We start from the raw sequence: 26,471 nt of genomic DNA on the forward strand, positions 1-26,471 counted from the left end.
CACCCCTTTCCTATGTCATCTATATACTATAAATATGCTGCGATAACATTCGCTATTCTTGCTAGAAACCAATCCCAGCTACTAATTTTCTCAAAATCTGCTTCAGAATATCGTTTAGATTTATGAAAGTCTTCCTCAAGTCGGCTCCATACTTCTGCTACTACTTTCTTATCATAAATAAAGCAGTTAGATTCAGTATTTAAATAAAAACTTCTATTATCAAAGTTTGCTGTACCGACATCAACAATTTCATCATCAATAATTGTTACTTTCCCGTGAAAAAATCCATTTCGATATTGATAGATTTCTGCCCCTGCCATAAGCATTTCTTTTAAATGTGGGTAAGCTGCTTGTTTCAGCATTACAGCATCACTCTTAAACGGGACGAGAATTTTTACACGAACACCTCGATTTAATGCATCTTTTAGCCCCTGCATCATTTCTTTACTCGGTACAAAATATGGTGTGGCGATTATTAAGGAATGTTTCGCCTTCTTTAATAGTGGCCCATATTCCTGCCATAAACCTTTTCCATTCGAAAATACGTATTGATATTTTACATTTCCTTGTATAGGTAAACCATGATGTATAGGGAACTTTTCTCCCGTATCTTCCTGCCAATCTTCCGCAAATTTCCGTTCCATATCAGCAGCTCCATCCCCTTCGATGCGTACATGATAATCACGCCACGGACCAAATTTAGGATCCTGTCCAAGATACTCCTTGCCGATATTAAAACCACCGATGTACGATACTTTCCCATCTATAGTAACAATGCGTCTGTGATTACGTTGATGCAAAGAAAAAAATAAATTTTTAAATTTAGGGGTTTTACTGAATGTAAACCTCACGCCTTTTTCTTTTAATTGACTAATTATCTTTTTCTTAAGCTTATATCCACCTATCCGGTCTACTGACAATTTCACATCTACACCACTAGATGCTTTTTTCTCTAATAACCGTAAGAACTCTTGACTTGTTTCATCTTTACCTACAATATAAAAATGAATATATATGTACTTTTCTGCGCGATTTATATCATCAAATAAATTCCTATATAACTCATCACCGTTCGTATATAGTTGAAAATCCCCTGATCGAATTTTTTCTAATTCATAACCACTAGCCATTTTTTTCCCCATTTCCACATCGATGTTCATCCAAGCGAATACACCTATAAAACAAAGTATTACAATGACAAAGTGCTTCATGGATAAATTCCTTTCTCCACATACTGTTATTCCTATATCTTTCCTTTTTTAAAACATTATCATACAAAAAATATGTCATTACATGATATACGTCCATATCAAACAAGAGCTCATCTGCATATTGTATGTTGTATCTTAAAATAAAAGGAGGAAATAACAATGGGCTTCGCACATGGTAATGGATTTGCGCTACTAGTTGTATTATTTATCCTCTTAATTATCGTCGGTGCTGCTTGCTTCTGCTAAGCAGTTATTGTAATACGATATGCGGATGAAAAAACTATAAAAGCGGACACCTATTTTTAGGTGTCCGCTTTTCATTTCAAACTTTTTTCGCCTATTATTGAAATATTAAACGAAAAGAAAAAGTATTTATCATCAAAAAGTTAGCAGTTTAGCTACTTTCTTACTCTCTGCCTTACGAATATGGCGCTGTTCTGCACGTAATACAGCAATTCGATGTAATTCTTTCTCCTCTTCTGTTTCTGGGATAACACGCGGTACAGGAACTGGATTATTCTCCTTACTCAGTGCAACAAAAGTAACGAATGAAGTTGCCGCTACACGTTTTTCACCTGAAATTAAATTTTCCGCTACAACTTTAACAAATATCTCCATAGATGTTCTTCCCGTCCAAATTACGAAAGATTCATAACTTACACAATCTGTTGAACGAACTGGATGTAAGAAGTCTACCCAATCCATAGACGCTGTGACACATTCCATTCTTGAGTGTCTCGTTGCTGAAATCGAAGCAACCATATCCATCTCCGCTAATATTTTCCCACCAAATAGCGTATTATGATCATTTAAATCCGTTGGAAATACTCGACTCGTTTTAAACACTCTTGATTCATTTGCAGTTTTCCCCTTTACTTCTGTCATTGTTATCGCCCCTTTAATTATTTATCCCTAATATTTCAATAATTACTACACTAAGTGAATTACATGTTTAATATTAACAATCTTTAGAACTTTTAGTCCATAAAAAAGAACCGATTTTATCAATCGGCTCCTCTAAATACATATTGTTCTTTCGGCTGTTCAACTTTATTCCATTTCGTTACTTCTAACACAGGAATGTTCGCATGAAACGGCTGGTAAAATTCAGTTGTTATTTCTCCTTCTACCTGAATCCAGTCATCATTATTCCACTCTACACCTTCTGGTTTTTTTACTAACATACCATATACACCAGAATCCGCTACGCAATGTATAATACCGAAACGGAATAAGAAATATTGTTCTTTCTTAGAAGAGTCATCGCGAAAAATAAACCCTTTAAATGATAAAGTTTTACCAGTAAACTCACCAGGATAATTATAAATTGTCTCCATACCCTTGAGGAAATCCTCATCTTTTAATGCAATATTGTCTTTCGTAACAAACTCTTTCTTCCCTTTTTCCATTACACCACGATATCCTTCTTTTCCGTAATAAATACTCGTATCTGGTCTTAAGAATTGTCTTGTCATAAATGGATCTTTACTTTCCGCTTGTGCAACTGGAAAATGAAACCCCTTTGCTTTAACAATATCCGAATCTAATGTTGCAATTGGGAAAAATAATCCTGAAATAATCGGGAAACAGAACAATGTGTACGAAAATGCTTTTTTCCACCATGTATTTTCATCTTTCGAATGATCGTGCCCACAATGGCTATGATCACAACTACAATCTTGTTTCTCTTTTTCCTTTTGATGCTCTTTCTGGAAAACGATAATAATTTGTACAAGCGTTAAGAAACCTAAAATAATAGCTGCAGTTTTTGATAAATAAGCATACTTCATATTTATATATTTCGTAATATTACCAGAAATATGAAGCTGCCCAATTAAAATTGTGAAACCTAGTAATATATATACCCGAAACATAACCTACCACCCCATCGCATAAATGAGTAGTGAGCTTGCATAAACAACAAGTGTAACTGTAACTATCACAACAATTACAAATCTTGTTTTAAATGTCGCAAGCATCATAAACATATTTTTAATATCCACCATCGGTCCATAAACGAGGAACGCGACAAGTGACGCTGTTGAAAATGTACTTTGGAACGAAGAAGCAATAAATGCATCTGCCTCTGAACAAAGTGATAATATATAAGCAAGTCCCATCATTACAGCTGATGAAGAAAACGGACCTTGCCCAATAGCAAGCAACGTTGAAGTTTGTACAAACGTTTGAACTGCGGCAGCAATTAACGCTCCTAACACTAAATATTTACCCATTGAGAAAAATTCCTCAACAGCATGTGTACATACATCCCACATTTTTTTACGTAATGGACGCTTATGGTTCACTTCTGGGAAGTGGTCATCTCTTAATTGATGTTCTTTAAACATAAATGATAATATAATTCCAACAATAATTGCTACGACAATCGCTACAATAGAGCGATACCATACCATGTGCATACTACTCCCAAAGGCAACATATGTTGCAAACAATACAACTGGATTAATAATTGGTCCAGTTAGCATAAATGCAATTCCTGCATATGGCGGAACGCCTTTTCCAATCAATCTTCTTACAATCGGAACAATTCCACATTCACACCCAGGAAACATCATTCCTAAAAAAGTAGCTAATAGAACAGACAGAAATCGATTCTTAGGCATCCACTTTGCCACCATATCTTCTGTCACAAACATTTGAATGAATCCTGAAATAAATACACCAATTAGCACAAACGGAAGTGCTTCGATTAAAATCGAGATAAAGATTGTATTCATTTGCAGGAATGCTTTCGGTAATTGAAACAATTCCATGATGTATGTCCTCCAACTTTTCATTAACAATATGTAATTTTAACCCCATTTTATTATTTGGACAAGGCTTATACGGAATTCATAACCTTAATACACCTTACATTTTACAAGTTATATTCTATTCCAAAATCGAGATTTTATAGCAAAAAAGCTGTTCTAGCGCAGTTTTATAACTATGCTAGAGCAGCTTTCTTATTGTTAAAAGTAACGTTTCTTCCAAAAAACAAATGCTAAAGCGAAAGATAATGTTACACATATTATTATTACAATTACAAAACCTTGAGCCTCACCTTCAAACGGAACCTTTACATTCATTCCAAAGAAACTAGAAACCATTGTTGGTAATGATAAAATAATTGTAATAGAAGTCAACAGTTTCATAACACTATTTAAATTGTTAGAAATAACCGAACTAAATGTATTCATCATTCCGCTTAAAATGTGACTATATATTTCTGCCATTTCAATTGCCTGCTTATTTTCAATTAATACATCTTCTAATAAATCTTGATCATCTTCATACATTTTTAAAAATGTACTGTTACGCATTAATTTTTGAATAACAATTTTGTTAGCCTTTAATGATGTTGTAAAGTAAACTAAACTTTTTTCAAGGCCTAGCAACGTAAAAATTTCTTTATTTTTCATCGACTGATTTAATTGGTGCTCTAAATCGATAGTTTTTCGATTAATTTGCTTTAAGTATCTTAAATAATAAGTAGAAATTGTATATAAGAGCTGAAGTGCGAATCGCGTCTTTTTAAACGTATAAAATTCTTTAATACGTTGATTAATAAAGCGTTCAAAAATTGGATTTTCTTCTAAACAAATTGTAACAAAACAATCTGGCATTACAATCATACCTATTGGAATCGTGTCATATATCGAATTTCCTTCTTCATCATGTCTAACTGTCGGAATATCCACGATAATTAAAGTATTATTGTCTTCCTTTTCAATACGAGAGCGTTCTTCATCATCCAAAGGGTCTTTAATGAAATCTAAGTCTACATTTAACGTTTGTACTAGATACTGAATTTCTTCTTCAGTTGGATGAAGTACATTAATCCAGCAACCCTTTTGCATTTCCTCAATCTCTTGTAGTTTTCCGTTTCGGTCTGTTAAATAAATATTTAACATACTATCACCCCGATTCTTTTTACATGTAGGAATCTACCTCACTTAAACAACAGTTTTTGAACCGCCATTTTCAGCATATGAAACAAACGATTAAATTTCAATAGAAAAATTATTTTGAAAACGTTTTTTTAAGAAAAATCTTGTAAACATAGAAAAAGACAGAGTGTTCTCTGCCTTTAAAAAAGCTTATGTTGCCTTTATAACATATTTAGAAAGCATCCACAAGTTAAAACCGACTGAAATCGTATAGCCAGCGTATGTTGAAATGATAAAACTTACAAAATCAAAATAAGGTAGCAATACAATATTTAATACTATCTTTACAATAATTCCGATTACTAATCCTAGCACTGTTTTCTGTTGTTGATTAATTCCTTGTAACATCGCAGCAGTTACCGTAAATAGTGAAAATAGTATACAAGCAGGGGCATAATATTGCAAAATGATACTCCCCATCTCCGGATCATTTCCAGCGCCAAATAATAGAGTATATACTGGCTTTGCTAATACCATCATTCCTATTGCCGCCGGTACCGTGATCCCCACCACCAATAAATTCGTCCTCGTAAAGTGTTTATACAGTAGCTTCTCATTTCCCGCTGTATAAGCTTTCGTCATCTCGGGTACGAGAGACATACTAAAAGCCGTAGCAACAGAAACTGGGATTAGCACAACCATCTGAACAAGGCCAATTATCGCATTAATCTTTTCTGCTTCTCCTTGCATATACCCTACTTGTATTAATAGTTTATTAATTGTAAATGTATCAATTGTTTGATACAACGGAATTGCCAAACCGACTACAACAAATGGGATGGAATATGTAAATAACTCTTTATATAATGAAAAAAAAGATTTCGTTGTCTGGGGAATACTTGCTATCTCCTTTTGTTTCAAGTATTTTCGCCTTTTCATATAATAAGCACTCAAAATAATTAATCCACCTACTGCACCCATAAATGCTCCAAAAGTCGAAATACCAACCGCTAACGACACTGATTCTTTTAAAACATATAAAACAACAAAACTTCCTATCAAAATCGTTAAAACACGAAAAAACTGTTCGACAACAACACTCAGTGCCGACGGTCCCATCGATTGGAATCCTTGAAAGAATCCCCTCAATAAACTCATTACTGGTACAAGTATTAACGCAAAACTTACAATTTGAATATTGTGCGTGACAGCTACCACACTATTCCCCGACTGATCATTTCCATCAATCACAAGTTTAGCTAAATGTGGTGCTAACATATATAATGCTAAACAAGAAATAACGCCCATAATGACCATAAAAACGATACCACTCTTTAGCACTCTCTTAACAGTATGATAATCATTGAGTTGATCATACTTTGAAACCATCTTTGAAACGGCAAGTGGTAATCCCATCGTTGCAATACTCAACATAATTGTATAAGGACGGTATGCATACGTGTATAATACGTAGCCACTCGTACCCACCATTGCTGTAAATGGTATAACATATATAAACCCTAACATTTTAGATATCATCGTTGCCATCGTTAAAAATATCGTTCCACGTAAAAACGGTGATCCTTTCATCACATTCCCCCGCTACGCTTTATTATTACACATTATGGACAACTTCTTTTTTTTAGAACTGGAACAAATAAAAAAAGCCAATGAAAAATCATTGACTTTAACGAGTTGTTTTTCTCTTTTTCAAATACTTTAAACCGAAGTAAAGAGCTATAAATAGGACTGCTCCTATAATTATGTAATGTGTATAATCAGATGCATACTCTTTAATATGACGCCAATTTCCACCAAGCTTTTCTCCTAAGTATATAAATAGAATTGACCATGGGATAATCGCTACTACTGTATAAAGTGTAAAGAGTTTTAAAGGCATCTTTGCTAATCCTGCCGGAATAGATATTGCATGACGTACAACTGGGATAAAACGTGCCGAAAATATTACTCCAGCTCCATAACGCTTAAACCAATTTTCTGCTATGTCTAAATGATGTTTATTAATAAGCAGATATTTTCCATATTTCTCAACAACCGGACGCCCTCCGTAATATCCAAGCCAGTATAAAAAGATTTGTGCTAAAGTACCACCGATTGTTCCCGCGATAACAGCCCCGACAAAACTAATTTTTTCTTGCGCAACTAAAAACCCTGCATACGAAAGAACAATTTCACTTGGAATTATTTCAATCATTAAACCTAGTGCTACCCCGAAGTATCCTAGACTTGCAAAGAATTGTAATAACTGATCTATTATATTCGCTAACATATTCTTTTCTATCTCCTTTTTTCTTCACATACCCTCCATTATCACATAAAGATTGCCCTCTGCCAATATAATCATGTGAACCTCTTCATCTGAATCATAGATTTTGAAGAGGAATACGCCTTCTTATTTTTTGTTAAAAGAATATGTACAACCTTTTTTCAATATAACCTTGGCATGATACAAAATTAACTTTACTATCCCTCTATTTACGGGCTTGTCGACTAATAATCAACGTAAATATAACAAACGAGACCGATTAATTATTAGTCCAGTAGCCTTTCTTTATTTCTATCTTTCATATACGCAAACATTTCTTTAATTTGCCATTCTGTATTTCTAGCATTTGATAAATCAGGTATTTCGTTTTCACTAAAGAAATCTATATCTTCTGTTTCAATGCTTAATTTCTTTTCTCCACCAACAATCTCACAACCTATAAAAATTTTATATACATGTGTAGCTGATAGAGATGGTTGATGTTTTTCTTTATCGAATATAGCTAGTAGCCTAAAATGATCTACCTCATAGCCTGTCTCTTCTAAAACTTCTTTAGTAGCGACTTCTGTTGGAGTATAACCAACATCAGCCCATCCACCTGGTAATGCCCATCTCCCATCACTTTTTTCTTTCACAAATAATAATTTGTCATTTTGAAACACTACCGCTCGTATATCAACTTTAGGAGTTTGATAGCCTGTCTCACTTGCAAATAATTTCTCTACTACTTCCCAATCTGTTTTTGTGTAATGTGACATCATTGAAATTGAAATGTCTCGTAATTGTTGGAAACGCTCTATATCATACACATCTTTGGAGTACGTTAAACCAGCTTGTGCTATCGACTGTATTTGTTTTACCCAATCAATCCATTTAACCGTCATCTCTACACAACTCCATTCTTAATCAATTTAATTCCCTTACATAGCATCTCATTATTTTACCGATACTTCTTTATTATACAAAAAAAGAGATTGATAATGTTTCAATCTCCTTGAAAATCATCCCAATTTATGAAGATGTTCTTCTATATATTTTCTTCGTTTATTTATATATTGAAAAATCATCTCACCCTCTTGGTCAAAGACTTCTATTTTTTCTTTCATATATGGATCCTGAAGTAAATATGGACGAATTAGTTCACACATTCCTTCTACTTTTGGTTTTATAAACGATACTGTAAATTGTTCTTCTAAAATTTCTTCTAAAATATTTCGATACTGCTTTCTAAAGAAGGGTATATCTAACAACCTTGCACTTAACGTATTATATCCTTGAATACGAATGTATTCATGATTTAGTGGTCTTCCTTGTACATCCCGCCCCCAAGTTGCATCATAATCCCACGGTATGACTTCAAATAAATTTGTCTCATCGTTATGATATAACGCGTAGTTATGAACAAAACCATCAAAGTTTTGAGTCAAAATCACTCCGGCTAACCACCGTAAATATTTATCAACATGAAGGTATTTCCCAATTTCTTTTTCATACTCTTCCCTTGATAATGTATTTGCTTGAAAAACAAATTCACTCAGTTGCTCTTCACTATTTTCATTCGAACATTTAAATTCATATCCTGCAAAAAGCTCGGTTTTAACATCTTTGTCTCTCTCGCTCATTAAAGAAAAGTTCGCATCATCATCTATTGCATAATAAATAGAACCATTCGGTAACCCTCTACTTTTTAAAAAGTTTTCATCAACCGATTCTAACTGTAAATATACGCCTTGGATTTGGCCATTTATTTTTATAAATACATGCTGCGACTTCGGTGAAAGTACCCCAATATCATTAAAAAAATCGAGTGATAATTTGTTACGAATAAGCGATGGATCCATAAATTCAGAGTTTAAATGAAATTCCTTTACCCCTTGAAATTTTTTCGGTTTATAAAATTTAACATGATAAGACTTTTTCTCAAACTCGCGAATATGAGCACCTCGATAAACGATATCAATATCATACTTCTTTTTTCCAAATGTTAACTTTGCTGGCACTGGACTATCTGACCAAATATCTTTTTTCAATTCCACTAAGTACATTGGATGAATAAAAAAATCATATGAAGGTAGCAAATTTTCTCATCCCTTCTCAATTCTCTTCATTCAATGTATGCGCCTTGTCTTGTCCATACATCCGCAATCATCTATTTATATAAAATTACACTCTTGTCCTGTTCAGAAAGATGCCTAAATTCATATCATGTTAAGGAAAAAGAATACCTTTTCAATTTAATACATGATAAGGAGGATTTCTATGAAACGTGATATTAGAAAAGCTGTTGAAAAAATCAAAAGTGCAGGGATGGAAGATTTCTTGCATCAAGATCCAAGTACTTTTGAATGCGATGATGATAAATTCTCTCATCATAAATGTACAACAGGATGTAAATGTACAACAGGGCGTAAATGTACAACAAGGCGTAAATGTACAAGAACAAGATGTACTCGCGTGAAACATTGTACTTTCGTTACAAAATGTACTCATGTAAAAAAATGGACATTTGTTACGAAATGTACTCGTGTACGCGTGAAAAAATGGACATTCGTTACGAAAGTTACACGTAGAAAAGAATGCGTTTTAGTTACAAAACGTACTCGTGTAAAAAAATGTACTTTTGTTACAAAGTGTGTACGCTTTGAAAAGAAATTTTTCTGGACAAAACGATGTTTCTGTAAAAAAAGTGTATTCTTCCCTCATAGTAATGGTTGCTCTTGCGATGATTCATGTGATCATGACGGAAACAAATGGCATGGTTGCAAAGGCGGCGGGCATAGGTTCCCTTCCTGCAAACATAAGAAATTCGATCACTTCTGGTATAAAAAACGTAATTGGTAGTTTTTTTATGTCAACAAAAAAAGGCCACGTTGCGGCCTTTTTTACGTTCACTGAAAATGACTTACATCTGCAAATTGTTTTACTTTACCACGATCTTCATCAAATTCAATCACACTGAGACTCGCGCTATACATAAAGGGATCATCCCACACATTTTCAATTTCAATACCCGCGAAATGCCCTACAAGTAATTTCGCTGCCGCAGCATGAGAGACAATCAATATACTCTCACCTTTATGCTTTTCTAAAAGTATATGTAGCCCTTCTATTACCCTCTTATGAACGGCCGCAAAGTTTTCCCCTGATGTTGACTGAAAAAGATGTGGCTCATTCCAAAATAAATGTACTTCTTCTGGATACTGCATTTCCAAGTCATTAATTGTTTGCCCTTCCCATGCCCCCATATTAATTTCATAGAAATGTTCATCTGCAATAATTGGTATATTGCGTTCTCCTTTAATCAGTTCAGCAGTATGAAGCGTTCTTTCACTTGGACTACTATAGATGGCATGAAGCGGTAAATTCTTCATATGATCACCTAATTGTTGCGCTTGTATCATACCATTCTCAGTTAATGCTGAGTTTTTTCGTCCTTGCATCCGCCCTGCTATATTCCATTCCGTCTCACCGTGTCGTGTTACATATACCGTTGTCTTCATTTCCTATTCCCCCTTACCATTTTGGCCGCAATTCCCACGGCTCAACTCTCCCTACAACCCATTCCGCGTATTTCCCTTCAATTCCTTTTATAACCCCGTCAGCTATCTCTTCATGAGTAAGCCACCTTGCATATGTATCTTCTAAAATAAACCCTAATATAATTCTATAATAACTGCATAATGCCCCGCCTATTTTTTGTAACTTCGCACGTGATGCACTACTACCTAATATATGAAATACACTATATTCCTTAGACGACAATTCAATCTCTTCGCAAATTATCGGAAGTGCACGTTCAGCAGTCGAATGTATCCATGCAATAACTAGTGTGATTGGGCCATTGTGTTCAATTGACTCTTTAATAGATTTCTTTACATCTTCTTCGCTATGATAATCTAAAGAAAGACTCGTAATTTTTTCTCGTTCACTACATGCTTGCTTAACATTTTCTAATTTCGCATTATCTCGTCCAATAATAGAAACATGAAACCCTTGCTTACAAAGCCACATAGAAACCTTCTTTAACATTCCTGTTCCACCAATTACAAGTGCATGCAAATTCCTTCCCTCCCCTCAGTAGAACATCATATGAGGCTTTGCTTCCCTATAATAATTTAGACGGTCTTGTAACGTCCCTGAATGGAACTCAAATTTATGACCATCTGGATCAAGAAAATATATAGATTCGTAATCTCTCACATCACGTTCTCGGCCTTTTAAAATATGAACTTCGTTTTCTTCTAATCGCTTTAACAAACAATTAAAATCTTCCTGTTCAACAGTAAATGAAATATGTGTATAAGATTGATGAATCTCATTTCTTGGAATATCTACTTCCTCATTAAGCGCTACCCAAACTCCGCATATATTAAAATACGCAAGTTTTCTCCCTTTAACTAACAATTCTCCTTCTAATACTTTCTCATAAAACATAATAGATTTTTCCAAATTTGAAACTGAAAAACATAGATGATTGATTCCTTTCAACACGTAAGGTTCCTCCCTATACAAATAAAAGATGAGCGAAAATTCACTCATCTTTTATTATACTATTTTTTTGTAATATATGCCCATTTATAACTAAAGTCCCCACCGAACGTATGGTTAGCAATACCTTTTACATACGGCTTCTCTAAATAAGCTGTACTTTGTTGATACGTAGGAGAGATTGCAGCATCTTGACCAATTAAGATTTTTTCAGCTTCTGCAAGTGCTTTCCAGCGTGCTGCGTCATCCTTTAATAGTTCCCCTTTTGATTTCGCTACTAAATCATCATATTTCGGATTAGAATAAGCCATTTCATTGAATGAGCTTCCTGTAACGAACATATCAATGTACGTCATTGGATCTGGATAGTCTGGGCCCCATGCAGATAACGAGAATTCATATTGTAGCTTCTTCTCTAAATCTAGTTTTTGTTTATATGGTTGTTGTTTCAAATTCACTTTAATGCCCGGTAAATTTTTCTCTAACTCTTCTTTAATAAAATCGCTCACTTTTTTACGACTACCGTTATCATCATTTAGTAATTCTACTGTAATTGTATCTTGACCAAGTTCTTTTTTCGCTTCTTCCCACAATTTTTTTGCTTTTGCTGCATTATCTTTATTATCACGGAAATTTTTATTTACAGAACGGAAGTCTTTTCCATCTGGTCCTGTCGTAAATTTTTCAGGTACTAAGAAGTATGCTGGCAATGACCCGTCATTTAAAATAACATCTGCAATTCCTTTTTTATCATATGCTAAATCAATCGCTTCACGAACTTTTTGATTTTTAAATGTTGCATTTTGTTGATTAAAGCGTAAGAAATACATACGTGGGTCTAGCTTCGTTTTAAATTCATCTGGCTTACTCTTTTTATATTTATCAACAAATTCAGAACTTAGAATAACTCGATCTGCTTGATTACTATCATATAAATTTACTCCTGTGCTTGTTTCCTTTACAACACTTACATTTATTTCTTCTAACTTTACAGTATCTTTATCCCAATAATTAGGGTTTTTCTTTAACTGATAACTTTGTTCATGTTTCCATTCACTCATTGTAAATGGTCCATTGTACAATAGTTTATCTGCTTCTAATGCATATTTATCCCCTTGTTCCTTTACATACTTTTCATTTAAAGGGAAAAATGTTGGGAACGAAGTAAGTTCAAGGAAATACGGCGCTGGTTGTTCTAATTCCACCACTAACGTTTTATCATCCTTTGCTTTAACTCCTAATTGATCTAAAGGTAATTCCCCCTTATTTACTTTCTGTGCATTTTTCACATCAAATAAAATAAATGCATACTCAGCAGCTGTTGCTTTATCTAATGCACGTTGCCAAGCATATACAAAGTCTTGTGCTCGAACTGGCTCTCCATTAGACCACTTTGCATCTCGTAATTCAAATGTATATGTTGTTTTATCCTCACTAATCTTCACATCTTTTGCCATACCTGGCGTTGGCTTATTATCCTTATCTAAACGATATAATCCTTCCATTGCATTTACAAAGGCGCGGAAAGATACAGAATCCGTTGATTTTGACGTATCCATTGAAGGAATTTCTGCTGTTTCCAGTAAGTTTAAAACTTGCTTATCTGCTACTCCCTTACTTGCTTCTTTCTTCGTTGTAGATGCCTTCTCCCCATTTCCGCAACCTGCAACTAACACACTAGTCGATAATGCAACTGCAGCAATCGTTGTTACCTTTCTCTTCATTCTTCCTTCCCCCAATCTATATGTATAAATGAAAGCCTGTATAATATATACCATTATACAAAAGATTCAGATTATTTTAAATATTTATTTTTACAAACAAAAAAGAAGCAGTTAGAAATTGCTTTCCATCCACTTCTTTTTGTATTGCTTTTACTTGCAACCCATCCTCTAAGTCAAATGGATTTTGAACCTTAAATATTTCTTCCATCATCTTCAAAAACTCTTCTTCACTTTTAGATTCACCGTTAATCGTAAGTGAGTATGGCTCAATTTCACCCAATTTATAATCAACAATAAATTGAATCGTAACTTTTTGTCTTGGCATCCCTGGGCTGTAACCTTGAAATTCTACTAGCTCCAGTCCTTCCGACCCGCGATAATATATCCACCCTGAATTTTGGAAATAACTTTCAAACGATTCACCAATCGAAAAGAACGGGTATTCATAAAGCGAGCTTGTACGTACTTTTTGTATAATATCTCGATCCGTTGGAAAAAAGAAATGACTGAAAAAAATAGTTGCAATGGTCAAAATAGTAACGATTGTCGCCCCCATTTTACTTGTTCCACCACTATCACGAATAAGATACTCTTCAACCGATTCATCTTCAATTCCCCGTGCCTTAATACGATATATACGCCTTTCTGCAAATTGATAATATAATCCATTCGCAAAAATCCCCATGCCAAATACAATAAAAACGAGTAATAGAAATGTAAGGGGAACCATATTAATAACTGGCAACGCTACATTGAATCCCATATAATAAGAAAATGCATCACATGCTACTAATAACAATACAAATAAAGCAGCAGGTAAATAATACTTCCGATAACCAAGCCATCCTACATTAAAAATAGCTGCCCATCCATTCCAGCTCCACCTAGCAATTCTTTTATTTTCTAACTCCCATTTTTTTTTATAATGTGGATAATTTCTTCCTACATATACTTCTAACTCTTTGTCTATTAGCGAGCTTCCTTCACCTTGTTCATTATGCAAGTTTCGCTGACAATTTGCACAATTTAACTGATCATTAGTACAAGGTCGCCCACAATTTATACATTTCAAAACGATCCCTCTTTCCATCCATACTTCATTTTATAATACCTTCATGCTTCAATAACCACTCTTTCCTCCATAAGCCACCCGCATATCCAACAAGCTTTCCACTCTTTCCAATCACACGATGACATGGAACGATAATTGAAATTGGATTCCGACTATTTGCTCCTCCTATCGCTCGTACAGCTTTCGTATTCCCAACCTTCTCCGCAATATCTAAATATGAAGCACTTACGCCATATGGAACAGTATAAAGTGCATCCCATACATTCTTTTGAAATGTTGTTCCTTCAGCAGACAATGGAACTGTAAACTCTTTTCTTTTACCTTTAAAGTATTCATCTAATTCATCTATACATTGTTCAACAATTTCATTTTTAAGTTCTTCTTTTCTTTCTTCAACAAATATAACAGACGTAATTCCTTTCGTATTCGCTGTAATTTCCAGCAAGCCTAATTCATTTTCATAATAAGCCCGATACATACGTCATCCTCCAATTCTTTTCATATTTGTCATTGTAACACGAATTGACAAAATTTTGCGTATAAGCGTTTTATTAGAGAAACAAAAAAGAGAATGATACAATGTAAGAAAATTCAATCAAGGAGGCTATTTGATGAATTCCCAACTTTTTTCACCCTATACAATTAAGGACGTTACACTAAAAAACCGTATCGTTATGTCGCCTATGTGCATGTATTCATCAGAGAATGAGGATGGTCAAGTAACTAATTTTCATCTCGTCCATTATGGAACCAGGGCTGCCGGTCAAGTAGGTTTAGTTATGATTGAAGCAACAGCTGTATTACCTGAAGGACGAATTTCCAACAAAGACTTAGGCATTTGGGATGATAGCCTAATTGAAGGCTTACATAAAACGATAACTTTTATACATGATAACGGTGCAAAAGCAGCCATTCAACTCGCACATGCCGGAAGAAAGGCTGAATTAGAAACGGATGCTTTAGCTCCTTCAGCAATTCCGTTTAACGATAGAATGAAAATACCAGTAGAAATGAATAAACAGCAAATTAAAGAAACTGTTTTAGCTTTTCAAAGAGCTGCTTTACGATCTAAAGAAGCTGGCTTTGACGTTATTGAATTACACGGTGCCCACGGTTATCTTATTAATGAATTTCTTTCTCCACTTTCCAATAAGCGAACCGATGAATATGGAGGTACACAAGAAAATCGCTATCGCTTCTTACGTGAAATCATTGATGCAGTAAATGAAGTTTGGACTGGGCCATTGTTTGTTCGTATTTCTGCTAATGATTATCATCCTGAAGGTTTAACTGTTCAAGATTATGTTCAGTATACAAAATGGATGCAAGAACAAGGTGTTGATTTAATTGACTGTAGTTCAGGTGCAGTTGTCCCAGCACACATTGATGCTTATCCTGGGTATCAAGTACAATATGCCAAACATATTAAAGAACATACTAAGATTGCAACTGGTGCAGTTGGATTGATTACGACTGGGGCACAAGCGGAGCAAATTTTAAATAATAACGAAGCAGATTTAATCTTTATCGGACGTGAGTTACTTCGCAATCCGTATTTCCCAAGAATAGCCGCCAATGAACTTGGCTTTGAATTACAAGAACCGTATCAATACAAGCGAGCACCTGGGAAAATCCATACGAATAAATAAAACCGAGAATAAAATGAAATAAAAAATTCTTATTAACCTAAAGCATGCGATAGTTTAATAAGATTCTAAAAATGTTGTTGTAGTAAATGAGGTCACTTGTAGTACAAAAATAGGATAGAAATAGCAGATATCTCTTCTGCCTTTCTATCCTTCTTTTTTTGAATTTAAATTATAAATTGTCGTGTTAATTGTTAAACAACATGTATTTACTGTTAATTCAAGTCTCAAACTTTATTTCTTTGGTCTTTCAGTAAAAGTCATTCTTCTCGGTTTTATTTATTCTATCGTTGTAATTTCATTTGAATTATAAATATGGATACCCGACTCTTCACGTAACGCTGTTATATACATTCCCTTCGCTACGTCTTTCGCTGAGATTGGTTTATACTTTTTAAAAGCACCTTTAAATATAAACGGAATAATACGAGATAATTTCTCAGCCATTCTTTCTCCAAAACGAAATTCTTGTCGATTTCCTACTAATAATGAAGGCCTAAAAATATGAATACCACCAATAACTAGCTTTTGCAACTCCTCTTCCATCTTCCCCTTTACTTGCGAGTAAAAGAAAAATGATTTAGGATTTGCTCCCATTGATGAAATAACAAGGAAATTTTGCACACCTTGTTTTTCAGCTAAACAAGCAGCTCGTAACGTATATTCATAATCTACTTTTTTAAAATTCGCCTTCGATTTCGCTTTTTTAATCGTAGTTCCTAAACAACTAAATACATCATCTACCGCAAAAAACTCTTTATATTCCTCTAATACCGAAAAATCCACCTGTTTCTGCTGTAATTTCTCATGTTGCCATTTCAATGGTTCCCTTACAAAAATAGTAACCGAATCGTAGTAATCTGAGTCAAGTAATAGACGCGTTATTTCTTGTCCAACTAATCCACTTGCACCAAGTACTAACGCTGTTCTTTCATTCATATATATACCTCTTTATTTACTTTTCTCTCCTTTTGCTGATAGTCGCTAATAGGAGTTTCCGTTTTATTATTTTATCATAAGTAAAGCACTATGCGTAAGCATAGTACTTTACTTACTCTTTTTTCTTTTCTTTTTCTTCCACTGGCAATTTCGTAATTGTTGTAGCATCCCCTAAATTACTTATTAGTCTTCTTAAAAAGATTAAAACAAAAGTTAACGGCAAAACAACCGCAAGTATTAAAAAGATAGCCTCCATAATGTATCCCAAGCGCTCATCCCCTTTTTTCTGCTCCCTCCCAATATATGAAAGTAACATTGTCATATATGCACCAATCATAAAAATTAATACCCTTCTTTTTGACAGATTTATAACAAAATCAAATCGTAATGATTATTATTTATTGCAACTTTCATAAAGATGTATTATACTAGGTTCGCAAACTAAAACGTAATTATTACGTTTTGTGTTGAATCGATATTTTCTTCTTACATTTGGAGAAAATATAATTGTAAAAAAGAAAAGAGGAGAATTATATGCCTAAAAAATTAGCTATATTTTCATTTATACTTATTTTCACACTCATCTTTGCTGGATGTTCCAACAACAAAGATGGTGCAGCGAAAAAAGATGGGAAACTTTCTGTTTATACAACCATTTTCCCACTTGCTGACTTTGCAAAAAAAATCGGTGGTGATTATGTAAATGTAGAAGCAATTTACCCACCTGGTGCGGATTCTCATACATTTGAACCGAGTCAAAAACAGACTGTACAAGTTGCAAAAGCCGATTTATTCGTTTATAACGGCGCAGAATTAGAACCATTTGCCGAAAAAATGGAAAAATCATTAAAAAATGAAAACGTAAAAGTTGTAAATGCATCTAAAGATATCGAACTTCGTACTTCAACTGAAGAAGAGCAGCACGATCATGGAGACGGTCATAAAGAAGATGAACATCACCATGATAAAGATCCACACGTTTGGTTAGATCCTACTCTTGCGATGAAACAAGCAGAAAAAATTAAAAATGCACTTGTAGAATTACAACCTGAACATAAAAAAGAGTTCGAAAAAAACTTCGCAGCACTACAAACAAAATTTACTGATTTAGACGATCAATTTAAAGCCGTTGTTGCAAATGCAAAAACGAAAGAAATATTAGTTTCACATGCAGCTTATGGCTACTGGGAACAACGATACGGTCTAAAACAAATTCCAATCGCTGGAATTTCAGCATCTGATGAACCATCTCAAAAACAGCTTGCTGACATTACAAAAACAGTAAAAGATCACAATCTAAAATATATTTTATTTGAAACATTCTCTACTCCAAAAGTAGCATCAGTTATTCAAAAAGAAACAGGTACAAAAGTTTTACGCTTAAATCACCTTGCTACTATTTCTGAGGATGATGCGAAGAACAACAAGGATTACTTTACATTAATGGAAGAAAACGTAAATATTTTAAAAGAAGCAACAAACTAATCAACTATATTTTCTAGGCAGCTGAATATGTCATTCAGCTGCCTTTTTATGTATTTACCCTTGACTTGACCGAAATAACAAGTAAAATTATCCATATTAGCTTTTAAGCTGTAATAATTTAGAAGGTGAGTTGGAACTATGAATCTTCACATTTGTGAAGTAACAGCAAATAATTGGCGTTCAGTAGCTGCTTTAAGTATTACAAAAGAACAGCAGCAATTTATTGAAAGCAATTCGTTTTCTTTAGCGGAATCATTATATGAAGAAAATGGAACGTCAGTAGGCTTATATGATAAAGAAACACTTGTTGGATATGCAATGTATGGATGGTATTGGAAAAAACATGAAAGCGTATGGCTAGATCGTTTTATGATTGACCAACAATTTCAAGGAAAAGGATATGCAAAGCGTTTCCTTCGCCTATTAATTCAATTCTTACAACAAAAATTTGAATGTAAAATAATTTATTTAAGTTTACATCCAGACAACAAACTAGCAATGGGATTATACGAATCATTCGGCTTCCGCTTAAATGGGGATATTGATGATGAGGGCCCAGTTGTAGGTGTTGTAATGGAATTGCTTATAGATAAAAATACAAGCCTGTGAAAACAGGCTTGTTATTATACATTTATCAATGTAACATTTTCTATTTCTAGCTTCTTCCCCTTATATACTTCATTTTTACAATCTAATACTATCTCAACGAAGTGCTCATTCGATTGAATTAGATGAATCGCTTGATTTTTTAAACGGACAATTATTTCCTCTTCCTCATTTATAACATCTGAAAATAGACAACTAATAATATTCCGATCTTCATTTGTTAATTCTCCATATAATTTCACTGCAATAATTCCAGCGACACCCTTTTCCGCACTATTTGGATACATATATTTCTCCATATATTCTCTGCTCTTTTGATCGTTCATTTGTTGTAGAAAAAATTGAAACGGCATCCCCTTCATTGGCTGTATGTATGCATTTTTCCATGGCATGGTTTTCTTTAACAAATTAAAAAACCACCTGTATTGTAATGGTTCTGGTTTTGTAATTTCAATTCCACCTTCTCTCATTTTTTCATACACCTTATCTATATTTTCAACATCAATTGCCAGTCCGATTAGTCCTCTATGCCCATCATTATATTTCTGAACCCACTCTTGTACCCAACCGCCCCCATTTTTTGTTTTTACTCTTACTAATTCTAAATATTCTTTTCCAATCCATATGTTAGATACTTTAAATCCTTTCGTTCCCTTTCCCCATTTCGGAACATATGGTAGCCCAATAGGATGCACACTTTTAATAATCTCCTTATTTTCTTGTATTTCTTTATTAACATTTACAACAAGATGATCGATTTTCATTTTCTTCCCCACCATATTTTTAGTTTTTTAATAGTTTCTCTAATTTATGAAGTAATCGAAGTTGCATCTCACATTGTTCATACATATTTTCAAAAATAAGTTTCATATATTCCGGTACATCATCCTTCAGTTTTTCCCCTTCTCTCATTTCTTCATAAGTAGCTAGTATTTCTCTTTTCTGTTCATCTAAAGCTTCTAAAATCTCTTCTTTCATACTCTCTTCTTCTGACAAGAATGTTAACGCTGTATACAGATGATTCGGAAACACAACTGAAGTTTTTTGAAATGATTCTTTAAGTAACTTTTTAAACTGTTGACTTCCTTTTTCGGTTATACAATACATAGTTTTCGATCGTTTACCAGTCATTTCAATTGCTTTTACTTGAATTAATTCCTCATTTGCCATTTTTTTTAACGCGTGATAAATAGAAGCCGGAAATACCTCCGCCCATTTACTACTTTGAACCATATGTAGCGCCTGCTGTATTTCATAACCAGATAGCGAATCCCTTTTAGTAAGCAATCCAAGAATCATTAAACGCATCATTTCTCTTCCTCTTCTTAAAAATACTAAATATTTAGTATTTTTAGATTATTTTAATATTAATTCCAATATTAGTAAACAAAAAACCCAAAAAAATAAACCCGCAATTACGCAGGCTTACTTCACACACTCTTGGAAATGTTCTTGGAACCACTCTTTATTAATATCTTTTCCGATGAAAACTACTTCACTTACTCGCTCTTCGCCCTCTTGCCACTCTCTATCATACGAAGCAGCAAACAATGTATGTACACCTTGGAAAACAATACGTTTATCTACTCCATCAATTGATAATATTCCTTTGTAACGATATAAATGCTCTCCTAGTTCTTGAACGACAGCTGACATCCACTCATTAAGTTTTTGTAAATCTAACGGACGTTCTTCACGTAATACAAATGATTTTACGCCTTCTAGATGATTATGTTCTTTATGTGGGTAAATTTGTAACGTATCTCTCGTTTTAAACGTTTGTATTTGTAGTAATGATGGAATATCCACTTCACAATTAGTAGTTGGGATTAATTGTGCAGTCGGATTTATTCCTTGAAGTTCATGTAGAAGATTTTCCTTCTCACTTTCTTCAATTAAATCTAATTTATTCACTAAAACTACATCAGCAAATGCAATTTGTTCTTTCGCTTCTAGTCCCTTTTCAAAATGTTTATGTATATGATAACTATCTACTACTGTTACAACGCCGTTAATTTGGTATGCAGATTGAATAACTGGATCTAAAAAGAACGTTTGAATAATCGGACCCGGATTTGCAAGACCCGTCGTTTCAATTACTAAGCCATCAAAATCCATTTTCCCCTCTGCTTTTACATCCAGTAATTGTTTTAAAGCAACGAGTAAATCTTCACGTACAGTACAGCATAAACAACCGTTTGTCATTTCCATAATTTCTTCTTCAACATTCATAATCAACTGATTATCGATACCAATTTGCCCTATTTCATTTACAATCACTGCTAATTTCTTACCGTGATCCTCTGATAAAATTCGATTTAATAATGTCGTTTTCCCTGATCCAAGAAAACCCGTTAATATTGTTACTGGAATCATCCCTTACATCTCCTTATTGCTCTATGTTTCTACATTATAGCATATAGAGAAAATCGTTTTTGTAGCAAAACATATTTATTGTATGTACAACCGGGTAACTATATAATAGTATTTAGCAAGAAAGCCTTTTCAAAAATGTTATTATTCATCAAGGGGGTACTTATAATGGAACGAGTTCAAATGACCGAAACACTAGAATTTTCTCGTATTATTCAAGGATTTTGGCGTTTAGCAGAATGGAATATGACGAAACAAGAATTACTTTCTTTTATTGAAGCTTGTATGGATATGGGGATTACTACTTTTGATCACGCTGATATTTATGGTGGATATACATGTGAAGGATTGTTTGGAGAAGCGTTACAACTAAAGCCTTCCTTACGCGAAAACATGCAAATCATCACAAAATGTGGAATCGCTCCCCCATCACCGAAATTTCCAGAACGATATGTCGCTCACTACAATACGAGTGCAGAACATATTATAAAAAGCGCGGAGGATTCATTAAAAAACTTACATACCGATTATATTGATGTACTGCTCATTCATCGTCCCGATCCATTCATGGATCCAAATGAAGTGGCAGAAGCGTTCTTACGCTTAAAACAAGAGGGAAAAGTTCGTCACTTCGGTGTTTCTAACTTTTTACCTTCTCAATTTAATATGTTAAGTTCGCATTTAGACTTCCCGCTTATTACAAATCAAATCGAAGTATCTGCGATGCAGCTTGAGCATTTTGAAAAAGGTACTATTGATTTATGCCAAGAAAAACGAATCAATCCAATGATTTGGTCACCTCTTGCTGGTGGTGAAATCTTTACTGGCCAAACTGAACGCGCTGTACGTTTACGTGAAACTTTACAAAAAATCGCTACTGAACTAGGCGTTGATAGCATTGATACTGTTATGTATGCATGGTTACTTGCTCATCCAGCAAAAATGATGCCAATTGTTGGCTCTGGCAAATTAGATCGAGTAAAAACGGCTGCAATGGCAACAAAAGTTAATTTAGATCGCCAACAATGGTTTACAATTTTCGAAAGCTCTAATGGACATCCTGTACCCTAATGCATACAAAAGAAGAGCTGTTACTTTACAGCTCTTCTTTTTCATATGTATTTCTCGTCATAGCGAACACACACATATCCCTTAATCCATTTCCCTCTACCGCAACACTCGCACTTTCTAAAATACCCTCTAATTTAAAGCCTAATTTCTCAGGTATCGCTCTACTCTTCTTATTTAGAGAATCGCATCGAATTTCTACGCGGTTTGCTTTCAGTTCAGTAAAAGCGTAATCCGTTATACCTGTTGCAGCCTCTACCATATAGCCCTTTCCACTAAACCTTGAATCAATCCAATACCCAATTTCAAATTGAGGTATATCCCAATTAATACGATGTAATCCGGCAGATGCAATAAATTCACCTGTTTCTTTCGAAAACACTAGTAATCTCAAATCCTCACGCTGCAAAAATTGAATATGCGATTTTCTAATACTCTCTTCTATTTCTTCCTCTGTTTGCTCTTTTTGTGCAAAAACCATCCAAGGCTTTAATTCTTTCATTGAAGCTTGAATCGCTTCATATACAACCTTACCATCACCTGGTTTTGGCATTCGAATAAAAAGCCTTTCAGTATTAAATTCAGTAGGAAAATCGAATAATAACGGATTCAATATAAACACTCCTTATAATTCTTTTATATATAATAATATCCATCTCAAGTTATACAGTAAAGAAATTTCTGAATTTTATACATTTTCCTCATTCACATCAACCGCCACACGAATTCCAGATTCAATCGCACCTTGAATCCATCCGTGATATAGTGTTGTATGGTCTCCAGCGAAATATATTCTCCCCTCAGGTTTTACAATGGCTGGTTGTAATTCAGATTCTTGACCAGCTTGAAAAAGTGCAAACCCTCCCAGTGCATATGGATCTAATGTCCAACTTTTTGATATTCCAGACATGAACTCATCATATACTTGCTCACCTAATATTGTTGCTAAATTTTGTAGTGTGTAATAGATGCGATCACCTTTTGATAAACCGTCCCATAGCAACGCATCGTATGACCACGTATAACTCCCAAGCATTATGGCTGGTCCTTTTGACCCGATGCCGTGACTTGGGTAATAGGCATAACGAATAGGAAGATCTGTTATAATTCTCCCCCCTAATTGCCCTTGTTCCTCCCAAAAACGACTTTTAAACTGAATTCCTATTTTTGTAGCTGGCATATAATGCAATTCACGAATTGCTTTCCATTTCACATGAGATATAGAATCAAATGGATCTACTTCCACAAATCGCATTGTTGAAAAAGGAATTGTAACAATAACTATATCACCTGTTATGCTACTATATTCAAAAGTTTCCTCATTCCGATAGTAAGCTGTCACACCATTAGCTTGTTGATGTAGTTTCATTAATTTTTGGTTATATATAATATTTTCTTCTAATTGTGGTAAAAATGACTTTGGTAATCTATCGTTCCCATCTATTATTTCGCAAAATCCGCTTTCCTCTTGCATAATGTATAAAAAACGTAATGTCTCAATGAATGACCTTTCCAAAAAACCTTCTAAGTCTAGTAGAACTCCTATCATTTCAATCGTTACCGGTGAAAAATACGTATTATATTGATAAGGATGATACTTTAAAAACTGCCCTGTAGAGTACTTCCCAAAATCCTTTTCTACAACGTCCCAATTTTTCTCTGGGTTTCTTTTAATAAAATTTATAATTGGTTGAACTGCTAACAATAATAATTCCTCAGAAGTTTTCCCTTCTTCATTCATCTCAACAGGATACCTTAAAATACTCGGGTCTTTTTCGTATTGTTTCAATGTCGTTTTCCGGCCATTGACATATATAATATCTGTTTCATTTCTATTAATAAAAGGGCTCACCTGTAGCCCAAACTTTCTTATATATGCCATCGTTAATGTATGCGAATACGGAATTCTCATCGCCCCAACATCTAAGTATAATCCGGTATCTTCCATTCTGACTGTCTCAATTCGGCCTCCTACACGATTATTCGCTTCAAAAATCTTTACTTGATGTCCTGCGTCCTTCAGTAAAGATGCCGAAACTAATCCAGCCATACCGGCCCCAACTATAATAATTTGTTTCGAACGTGTTGTCTTTTGCAATCCCTTCTCTATTATCTTTACATCCGCCTGTGTATCAAACATTATATCTTTTTGCACAATCCCACCCCTTACTTCATAAAATGTGCATTAGTGGTTTAGTGCATTTTATTCATAAATCCCCTTAAACATAACACCATATCAATTTGAAGATTCACTAAAAATACATATGGTGTAGCTCTCCCCCTTCTACGTGCTTCATACAATAAATATATATAGTAACTGTAGGGAAAGGGTGAATACACATGAAACGTACTTACGACTATCACGCAACAAAAAAACATTTAGAATTAAAGAAAGAGCAGCTTTGTAAAAAACTTACTAGCGTTAAACTTACTGAAGAAGAACGCAAGCAAATATATCTAGAAATTGATAACTACGAATATATTTTAAACTTAGTCGAAATGAATCATTATGAACGAGGGTTTTCTCGTTAAAAGCGGATAAAATATTATCCGCTTTTCCTTTTGAGCATTTCATTACGCATTTTTCGTAAGTAAATATATAATAGGATGTACATTAAGATTGAGAGGTATATTCTATGATCAAATTAAGTGTATTAGACCAATCACCTATTTCAGATGGTAGCACAGCAGTTGAAGCTTTTTCACATACAGTTACGCTTGCACAAGAAGTTGAAAAACTCGGATTTACACGTTTTTGGGTATCCGAGCACCATAATTCTGTAAGCTTAGCTGGTTCCAGTCCAGAAATACTTATTTCTCATATTGCAGCGAAAACGAATCGTATTAGAGTTGGTTCTGGCGGTGTTATGTTGCCACATTATAGTTCATATAAAGTCGCCGAGAATTTCCGCGTTTTAGAAGCACTTTATCCAAACCGCATCGACCTTGGTATTGGTAGAGCACCTGGTGGTATGCCGATAGCAACTCGTGCATTACAAGAAGGAAAAATGGTCTCACTTGATCAATACCCGGAACAAATTGCAGATGTTGCAATGTACTTACATGATAAAGTACCTGAAAACCATCACTATGCAAACTTAAAAGCTACTCCTATAATCCAAACATCAGCTGAAATGTGGATGCTCGGTTCTAGTGGAGAGAGTGCTAAAATTGCGGCGCACAATGGAGCTTCTTTTGCATTTGCACAATTTATTAATGGCTTCGGGGGTCCAGAAGTTATGAAGGCTTACCAGGAACAATTCCAACCTTCATTTTTAGGAGATAAACCAAAATCAATCGTCGCTATTTTTGTTATTTGCGGAGAAACAAATGAAGAAGCGGAGAAGATTGCATCAAGCCTTGATTTATCGATTTTACTATTAGAACAAGGAAAACGGACTACTGGTACTCCGTCTATCGAAACTGCTCAAAATTATTCGTATAGTGCTTATGACCTATTCCGCATTAAAGAAAATCGCCAACGTATGATCGTCGGTGACCCATCATCTGTGAAAGAAAAAATATTAAACTTAAGCAAAGCATACAATACCGAAGAATTTATGATTGTCACAATCACCCATCAATTTGAAGACAAATTAAACTCTTATCGCTTATTGGCTAACGCTTTTAATTTATAATTTCAAAAGGGAGATACATCACATATGATGCATCTCCCTTTCTT

At 34.3% G+C, this 26,471-nt stretch carries 30 protein-coding genes; 8 read left to right on the forward strand and 22 right to left on the reverse strand.

Translation table 11 applies throughout. The features are described 5' to 3' along the window. Positions 1-26 precede the first annotated feature (26 nt). On the reverse strand, positions 27-1,211 hold the full coding sequence (gene cls / locus U860_RS0120210; RefSeq protein ID WP_025149938.1) for a cardiolipin synthase: 1,185 nt from the start codon (positions 1,209-1,211) through the stop codon (positions 27-29). Positions 1,212-1,370: 159 nt separating this feature from the next. Here cls and U860_RS33830 point away from each other — a divergent pair, with 159 nt between their 5' ends. After that, on the forward strand, positions 1,371-1,457 hold the full coding sequence (locus U860_RS33830; protein ID WP_000505094.1) for a YjcZ family sporulation protein: 87 nt from the start codon (positions 1,371-1,373) through the stop codon (positions 1,455-1,457). 132 nt (positions 1,458-1,589) lie between these two features. Here U860_RS33830 and U860_RS0120220 read toward each other — a convergent pair whose 3' ends face one another. The 8 genes from U860_RS0120220 to cotH all read right to left on the reverse strand — a co-directional run bounded on the left by U860_RS0120220 (position 1,590) and on the right by cotH (position 9,466). Further along, a complete protein-coding gene (locus U860_RS0120220; RefSeq protein ID WP_002171534.1) occupies positions 1,590-2,096 on the reverse strand; it encodes an acyl-CoA thioesterase in 507 nt (168 codons plus the stop codon). A 119-nt stretch (positions 2,097-2,215) separates the two neighbouring features. Further along, positions 2,216-3,085 carry a TIGR03943 family protein gene (locus U860_RS0120225; protein ID WP_025149939.1) on the reverse strand — a complete coding sequence of 290 codons (870 nt, stop codon included), beginning with the start codon at positions 3,083-3,085 and terminating at the stop codon, positions 2,216-2,218. 3 nt (positions 3,086-3,088) lie between these two features. After that, positions 3,089-3,985 (reverse strand): permease, encoded by an 897-nt coding sequence (locus U860_RS0120230; protein ID WP_025149940.1) that lies wholly within the window; start codon positions 3,983-3,985, stop codon positions 3,089-3,091. A 198-nt stretch (positions 3,986-4,183) separates the two neighbouring features. Next, positions 4,184-5,125, reverse strand: coding sequence for a magnesium transporter CorA family protein (locus U860_RS0120235; protein WP_002171531.1), 942 nt, complete (start codon positions 5,123-5,125; stop codon positions 4,184-4,186). 186 nt (positions 5,126-5,311) lie between these two features. Next, positions 5,312-6,691: a polysaccharide biosynthesis protein gene (locus U860_RS0120240; protein WP_002171530.1), complete on the reverse strand. Its 1,380-nt coding sequence runs from the start codon at positions 6,689-6,691 to the stop codon at positions 5,312-5,314. Between the two features lie 97 nt (positions 6,692-6,788). After that, positions 6,789-7,391 carry a DedA family protein gene (locus U860_RS0120245; RefSeq protein WP_025149941.1) on the reverse strand — a complete coding sequence of 201 codons (603 nt, stop codon included), beginning with the start codon at positions 7,389-7,391 and terminating at the stop codon, positions 6,789-6,791. A gap of 263 nt (positions 7,392-7,654) precedes the next feature. Further along, entirely contained in the window at positions 7,655-8,272 is a 618-nt protein-coding gene (locus U860_RS0120250; RefSeq protein WP_002171528.1) for an NUDIX hydrolase, read from the reverse strand. 117 nt (positions 8,273-8,389) lie between these two features. Continuing rightward, positions 8,390-9,466, reverse strand: a complete 1,077-nt coding sequence (gene cotH / locus U860_RS0120255) for a spore coat protein CotH (RefSeq protein ID WP_025149942.1) — start codon at positions 9,464-9,466, stop codon at positions 8,390-8,392. A 181-nt stretch (positions 9,467-9,647) separates the two neighbouring features. Between cotH and exsB the strand changes: the two genes are divergently transcribed. After that, positions 9,648-10,229 (forward strand): exosporium protein ExsB, encoded by a 582-nt coding sequence (gene exsB, locus U860_RS0120260; RefSeq protein ID WP_025149943.1) that lies wholly within the window; start codon positions 9,648-9,650, stop codon positions 10,227-10,229. Positions 10,230-10,276: 47 nt separating this feature from the next. Here the strand turns inward: exsB and U860_RS0120265 are convergent, their stop codons facing one another. From U860_RS0120265 to U860_RS0120290, 6 genes are all read right to left on the reverse strand, one after another. Then, positions 10,277-10,888, reverse strand: coding sequence for a phosphoserine phosphatase 1 (locus U860_RS0120265; protein ID WP_025149944.1), 612 nt, complete (start codon positions 10,886-10,888; stop codon positions 10,277-10,279). 13 nt (positions 10,889-10,901) lie between these two features. Continuing rightward, complete coding sequence (locus U860_RS0120270; protein WP_025149945.1) at positions 10,902-11,447, reverse strand: short-chain dehydrogenase; 546 nt, start codon at positions 11,445-11,447, stop codon at positions 10,902-10,904. 15 nt (positions 11,448-11,462) lie between these two features. Further along, entirely contained in the window at positions 11,463-11,879 is a 417-nt protein-coding gene (gene fosB / locus U860_RS0120275; RefSeq protein ID WP_025149946.1) for a FosBx1 family fosfomycin resistance bacillithiol transferase, read from the reverse strand. Positions 11,880-11,938: 59 nt separating this feature from the next. Then, entirely contained in the window at positions 11,939-13,600 is a 1,662-nt protein-coding gene (locus U860_RS0120280; RefSeq protein WP_025149947.1) for a peptide ABC transporter substrate-binding protein, read from the reverse strand. A gap of 76 nt (positions 13,601-13,676) precedes the next feature. Next, positions 13,677-14,672, reverse strand: a complete 996-nt coding sequence (locus tag U860_RS0120285) for a DUF2628 domain-containing protein (protein WP_025149948.1) — start codon at positions 14,670-14,672, stop codon at positions 13,677-13,679. A 25-nt stretch (positions 14,673-14,697) separates the two neighbouring features. Then, positions 14,698-15,150 carry a methylated-DNA--[protein]-cysteine S-methyltransferase gene (locus U860_RS0120290; RefSeq protein ID WP_002171519.1) on the reverse strand — a complete coding sequence of 151 codons (453 nt, stop codon included), beginning with the start codon at positions 15,148-15,150 and terminating at the stop codon, positions 14,698-14,700. A gap of 133 nt (positions 15,151-15,283) precedes the next feature. Between U860_RS0120290 and namA the strand changes: the two genes are divergently transcribed. Then, positions 15,284-16,321 (forward strand): NADPH dehydrogenase NamA, encoded by a 1,038-nt coding sequence (namA, locus tag U860_RS0120295; RefSeq protein WP_025149949.1) that lies wholly within the window; start codon positions 15,284-15,286, stop codon positions 16,319-16,321. Between the two features lie 276 nt (positions 16,322-16,597). Here the strand turns inward: namA and U860_RS0120300 are convergent, their stop codons facing one another. Continuing rightward, a complete protein-coding gene (locus U860_RS0120300) occupies positions 16,598-17,257 on the reverse strand; it encodes an oxidoreductase (RefSeq protein WP_002171516.1) in 660 nt (219 codons plus the stop codon). 112 nt (positions 17,258-17,369) lie between these two features. Next, the gene (locus U860_RS35280) at positions 17,370-17,594 is read right to left on the reverse strand and encodes a hypothetical protein (protein WP_025149950.1); all 225 of its coding nucleotides are present in this window, start codon (positions 17,592-17,594) and stop codon (positions 17,370-17,372) included. Positions 17,595-17,791: 197 nt separating this feature from the next. Between U860_RS35280 and U860_RS0120310 the strand changes: the two genes are divergently transcribed. Together U860_RS0120310 and U860_RS0120315 are read left to right on the forward strand one after the other, a co-directional pair. Beyond that, a complete protein-coding gene (locus tag U860_RS0120310; protein WP_025149951.1) occupies positions 17,792-18,742 on the forward strand; it encodes a metal ABC transporter substrate-binding protein in 951 nt (316 codons plus the stop codon). Positions 18,743-18,880: 138 nt separating this feature from the next. Then, complete coding sequence (locus U860_RS0120315) at positions 18,881-19,351, forward strand: GNAT family N-acetyltransferase (RefSeq protein ID WP_025149952.1); 471 nt, start codon at positions 18,881-18,883, stop codon at positions 19,349-19,351. Positions 19,352-19,365: 14 nt separating this feature from the next. Here U860_RS0120315 and U860_RS0120320 read toward each other — a convergent pair whose 3' ends face one another. From U860_RS0120320 to U860_RS0120330, 3 genes are all read right to left on the reverse strand, one after another. Then, positions 19,366-20,112, reverse strand: coding sequence for a VOC family protein (locus U860_RS0120320; protein WP_025149953.1), 747 nt, complete (start codon positions 20,110-20,112; stop codon positions 19,366-19,368). A 19-nt stretch (positions 20,113-20,131) separates the two neighbouring features. After that, positions 20,132-20,656 (reverse strand): PadR family transcriptional regulator, encoded by a 525-nt coding sequence (locus tag U860_RS0120325; RefSeq protein WP_025149954.1) that lies wholly within the window; start codon positions 20,654-20,656, stop codon positions 20,132-20,134. A 117-nt stretch (positions 20,657-20,773) separates the two neighbouring features. Then, positions 20,774-21,724, reverse strand: a complete 951-nt coding sequence (locus U860_RS0120330; protein WP_025149955.1) for a GTP-binding protein — start codon at positions 21,722-21,724, stop codon at positions 20,774-20,776. 165 nt (positions 21,725-21,889) lie between these two features. Between U860_RS0120330 and U860_RS0120335 the strand changes: the two genes are divergently transcribed. Next, on the forward strand, positions 21,890-22,792 hold the full coding sequence (locus U860_RS0120335) for an aldo/keto reductase (protein ID WP_025149956.1): 903 nt from the start codon (positions 21,890-21,892) through the stop codon (positions 22,790-22,792). Between the two features lie 25 nt (positions 22,793-22,817). Here U860_RS0120335 and U860_RS0120340 read toward each other — a convergent pair whose 3' ends face one another. Together U860_RS0120340 and U860_RS0120345 are read right to left on the reverse strand one after the other, a co-directional pair. Beyond that, the gene (locus tag U860_RS0120340) at positions 22,818-23,402 is read right to left on the reverse strand and encodes a GNAT family N-acetyltransferase (protein ID WP_025149957.1); all 585 of its coding nucleotides are present in this window, start codon (positions 23,400-23,402) and stop codon (positions 22,818-22,820) included. Between the two features lie 75 nt (positions 23,403-23,477). Then, positions 23,478-24,944 carry a flavin monoamine oxidase family protein gene (locus U860_RS0120345; RefSeq protein WP_025149958.1) on the reverse strand — a complete coding sequence of 489 codons (1,467 nt, stop codon included), beginning with the start codon at positions 24,942-24,944 and terminating at the stop codon, positions 23,478-23,480. A 185-nt stretch (positions 24,945-25,129) separates the two neighbouring features. Here U860_RS0120345 and U860_RS0120350 point away from each other — a divergent pair, with 185 nt between their 5' ends. Both U860_RS0120350 and U860_RS0120355 read left to right on the forward strand, forming a co-directional pair. Then, positions 25,130-25,321, forward strand: a complete 192-nt coding sequence (locus U860_RS0120350; protein WP_002148588.1) for a DUF3896 family protein — start codon at positions 25,130-25,132, stop codon at positions 25,319-25,321. Positions 25,322-25,425: 104 nt separating this feature from the next. Continuing rightward, the gene (locus tag U860_RS0120355; protein ID WP_025149959.1) at positions 25,426-26,427 is read left to right on the forward strand and encodes an LLM class flavin-dependent oxidoreductase; all 1,002 of its coding nucleotides are present in this window, start codon (positions 25,426-25,428) and stop codon (positions 26,425-26,427) included. Positions 26,428-26,471 lie beyond the last annotated feature (44 nt).

Source organism: Bacillus sp. H1a, from assembly GCF_000633475.1.
In the GTDB taxonomy this organism is placed as follows: domain Bacteria; phylum Bacillota; class Bacilli; order Bacillales; family Bacillaceae_G; genus Bacillus_A; species Bacillus_A paramycoides.

What these genes read in the sequence shown, in the direction of transcription:
- cls (WP_025149938.1), bottom strand. Translation starts at nt 1,211, where the DNA reads ATGAAGCACTTTGTCATTGTAATACTTTGTTTTATAGGTGTATTCGCT.
- U860_RS33830 (WP_000505094.1), top strand. Translation starts at nt 1,371, where the DNA reads ATGGGCTTCGCACATGGTAATGGATTTGCGCTACTAGTTGTATTATTT.
- U860_RS0120220 (WP_002171534.1), bottom strand. Translation starts at nt 2,096, where the DNA reads ATGACAGAAGTAAAGGGGAAAACTGCAAATGAATCAAGAGTGTTTAAA.
- U860_RS0120225 (WP_025149939.1), bottom strand. Translation starts at nt 3,085, where the DNA reads ATGTTTCGGGTATATATATTACTAGGTTTCACAATTTTAATTGGGCAG.
- U860_RS0120230 (WP_025149940.1), bottom strand. Translation starts at nt 3,985, where the DNA reads ATGGAATTGTTTCAATTACCGAAAGCATTCCTGCAAATGAATACAATC.
- U860_RS0120235 (WP_002171531.1), bottom strand. Translation starts at nt 5,125, where the DNA reads ATGTTAAATATTTATTTAACAGACCGAAACGGAAAACTACAAGAGATT.
- U860_RS0120240 (WP_002171530.1), bottom strand. Translation starts at nt 6,691, where the DNA reads ATGAAAGGATCACCGTTTTTACGTGGAACGATATTTTTAACGATGGCA.
- U860_RS0120245 (WP_025149941.1), bottom strand. Translation starts at nt 7,391, where the DNA reads ATGTTAGCGAATATAATAGATCAGTTATTACAATTCTTTGCAAGTCTA.
- U860_RS0120250 (WP_002171528.1), bottom strand. Translation starts at nt 8,272, where the DNA reads ATGACGGTTAAATGGATTGATTGGGTAAAACAAATACAGTCGATAGCA.
- exsB (WP_025149943.1), top strand. Translation starts at nt 9,648, where the DNA reads ATGAAACGTGATATTAGAAAAGCTGTTGAAAAAATCAAAAGTGCAGGG.
- U860_RS0120265 (WP_025149944.1), bottom strand. Translation starts at nt 10,888, where the DNA reads ATGAAGACAACGGTATATGTAACACGACACGGTGAGACGGAATGGAAT.
- U860_RS0120280 (WP_025149947.1), bottom strand. Translation starts at nt 13,600, where the DNA reads ATGAAGAGAAAGGTAACAACGATTGCTGCAGTTGCATTATCGACTAGT.
- U860_RS0120290 (WP_002171519.1), bottom strand. Translation starts at nt 15,150, where the DNA reads ATGTATCGGGCTTATTATGAAAATGAATTAGGCTTGCTGGAAATTACA.
- namA (WP_025149949.1), top strand. Translation starts at nt 15,284, where the DNA reads ATGAATTCCCAACTTTTTTCACCCTATACAATTAAGGACGTTACACTA.
- U860_RS0120300 (WP_002171516.1), bottom strand. Translation starts at nt 17,257, where the DNA reads ATGAATGAAAGAACAGCGTTAGTACTTGGTGCAAGTGGATTAGTTGGA.
- U860_RS35280 (WP_025149950.1), bottom strand. Translation starts at nt 17,594, where the DNA reads ATGATTGGTGCATATATGACAATGTTACTTTCATATATTGGGAGGGAG.
- U860_RS0120310 (WP_025149951.1), top strand. Translation starts at nt 17,792, where the DNA reads ATGCCTAAAAAATTAGCTATATTTTCATTTATACTTATTTTCACACTC.
- U860_RS0120315 (WP_025149952.1), top strand. Translation starts at nt 18,881, where the DNA reads ATGAATCTTCACATTTGTGAAGTAACAGCAAATAATTGGCGTTCAGTA.
- U860_RS0120320 (WP_025149953.1), bottom strand. Translation starts at nt 20,112, where the DNA reads ATGAAAATCGATCATCTTGTTGTAAATGTTAATAAAGAAATACAAGAA.
- U860_RS0120325 (WP_025149954.1), bottom strand. Translation starts at nt 20,656, where the DNA reads ATGCGTTTAATGATTCTTGGATTGCTTACTAAAAGGGATTCGCTATCT.
- U860_RS0120330 (WP_025149955.1), bottom strand. Translation starts at nt 21,724, where the DNA reads ATGATTCCAGTAACAATATTAACGGGTTTTCTTGGATCAGGGAAAACG.
- U860_RS0120335 (WP_025149956.1), top strand. Translation starts at nt 21,890, where the DNA reads ATGGAACGAGTTCAAATGACCGAAACACTAGAATTTTCTCGTATTATT.
- U860_RS0120350 (WP_002148588.1), top strand. Translation starts at nt 25,130, where the DNA reads ATGAAACGTACTTACGACTATCACGCAACAAAAAAACATTTAGAATTA.
- U860_RS0120355 (WP_025149959.1), top strand. Translation starts at nt 25,426, where the DNA reads ATGATCAAATTAAGTGTATTAGACCAATCACCTATTTCAGATGGTAGC.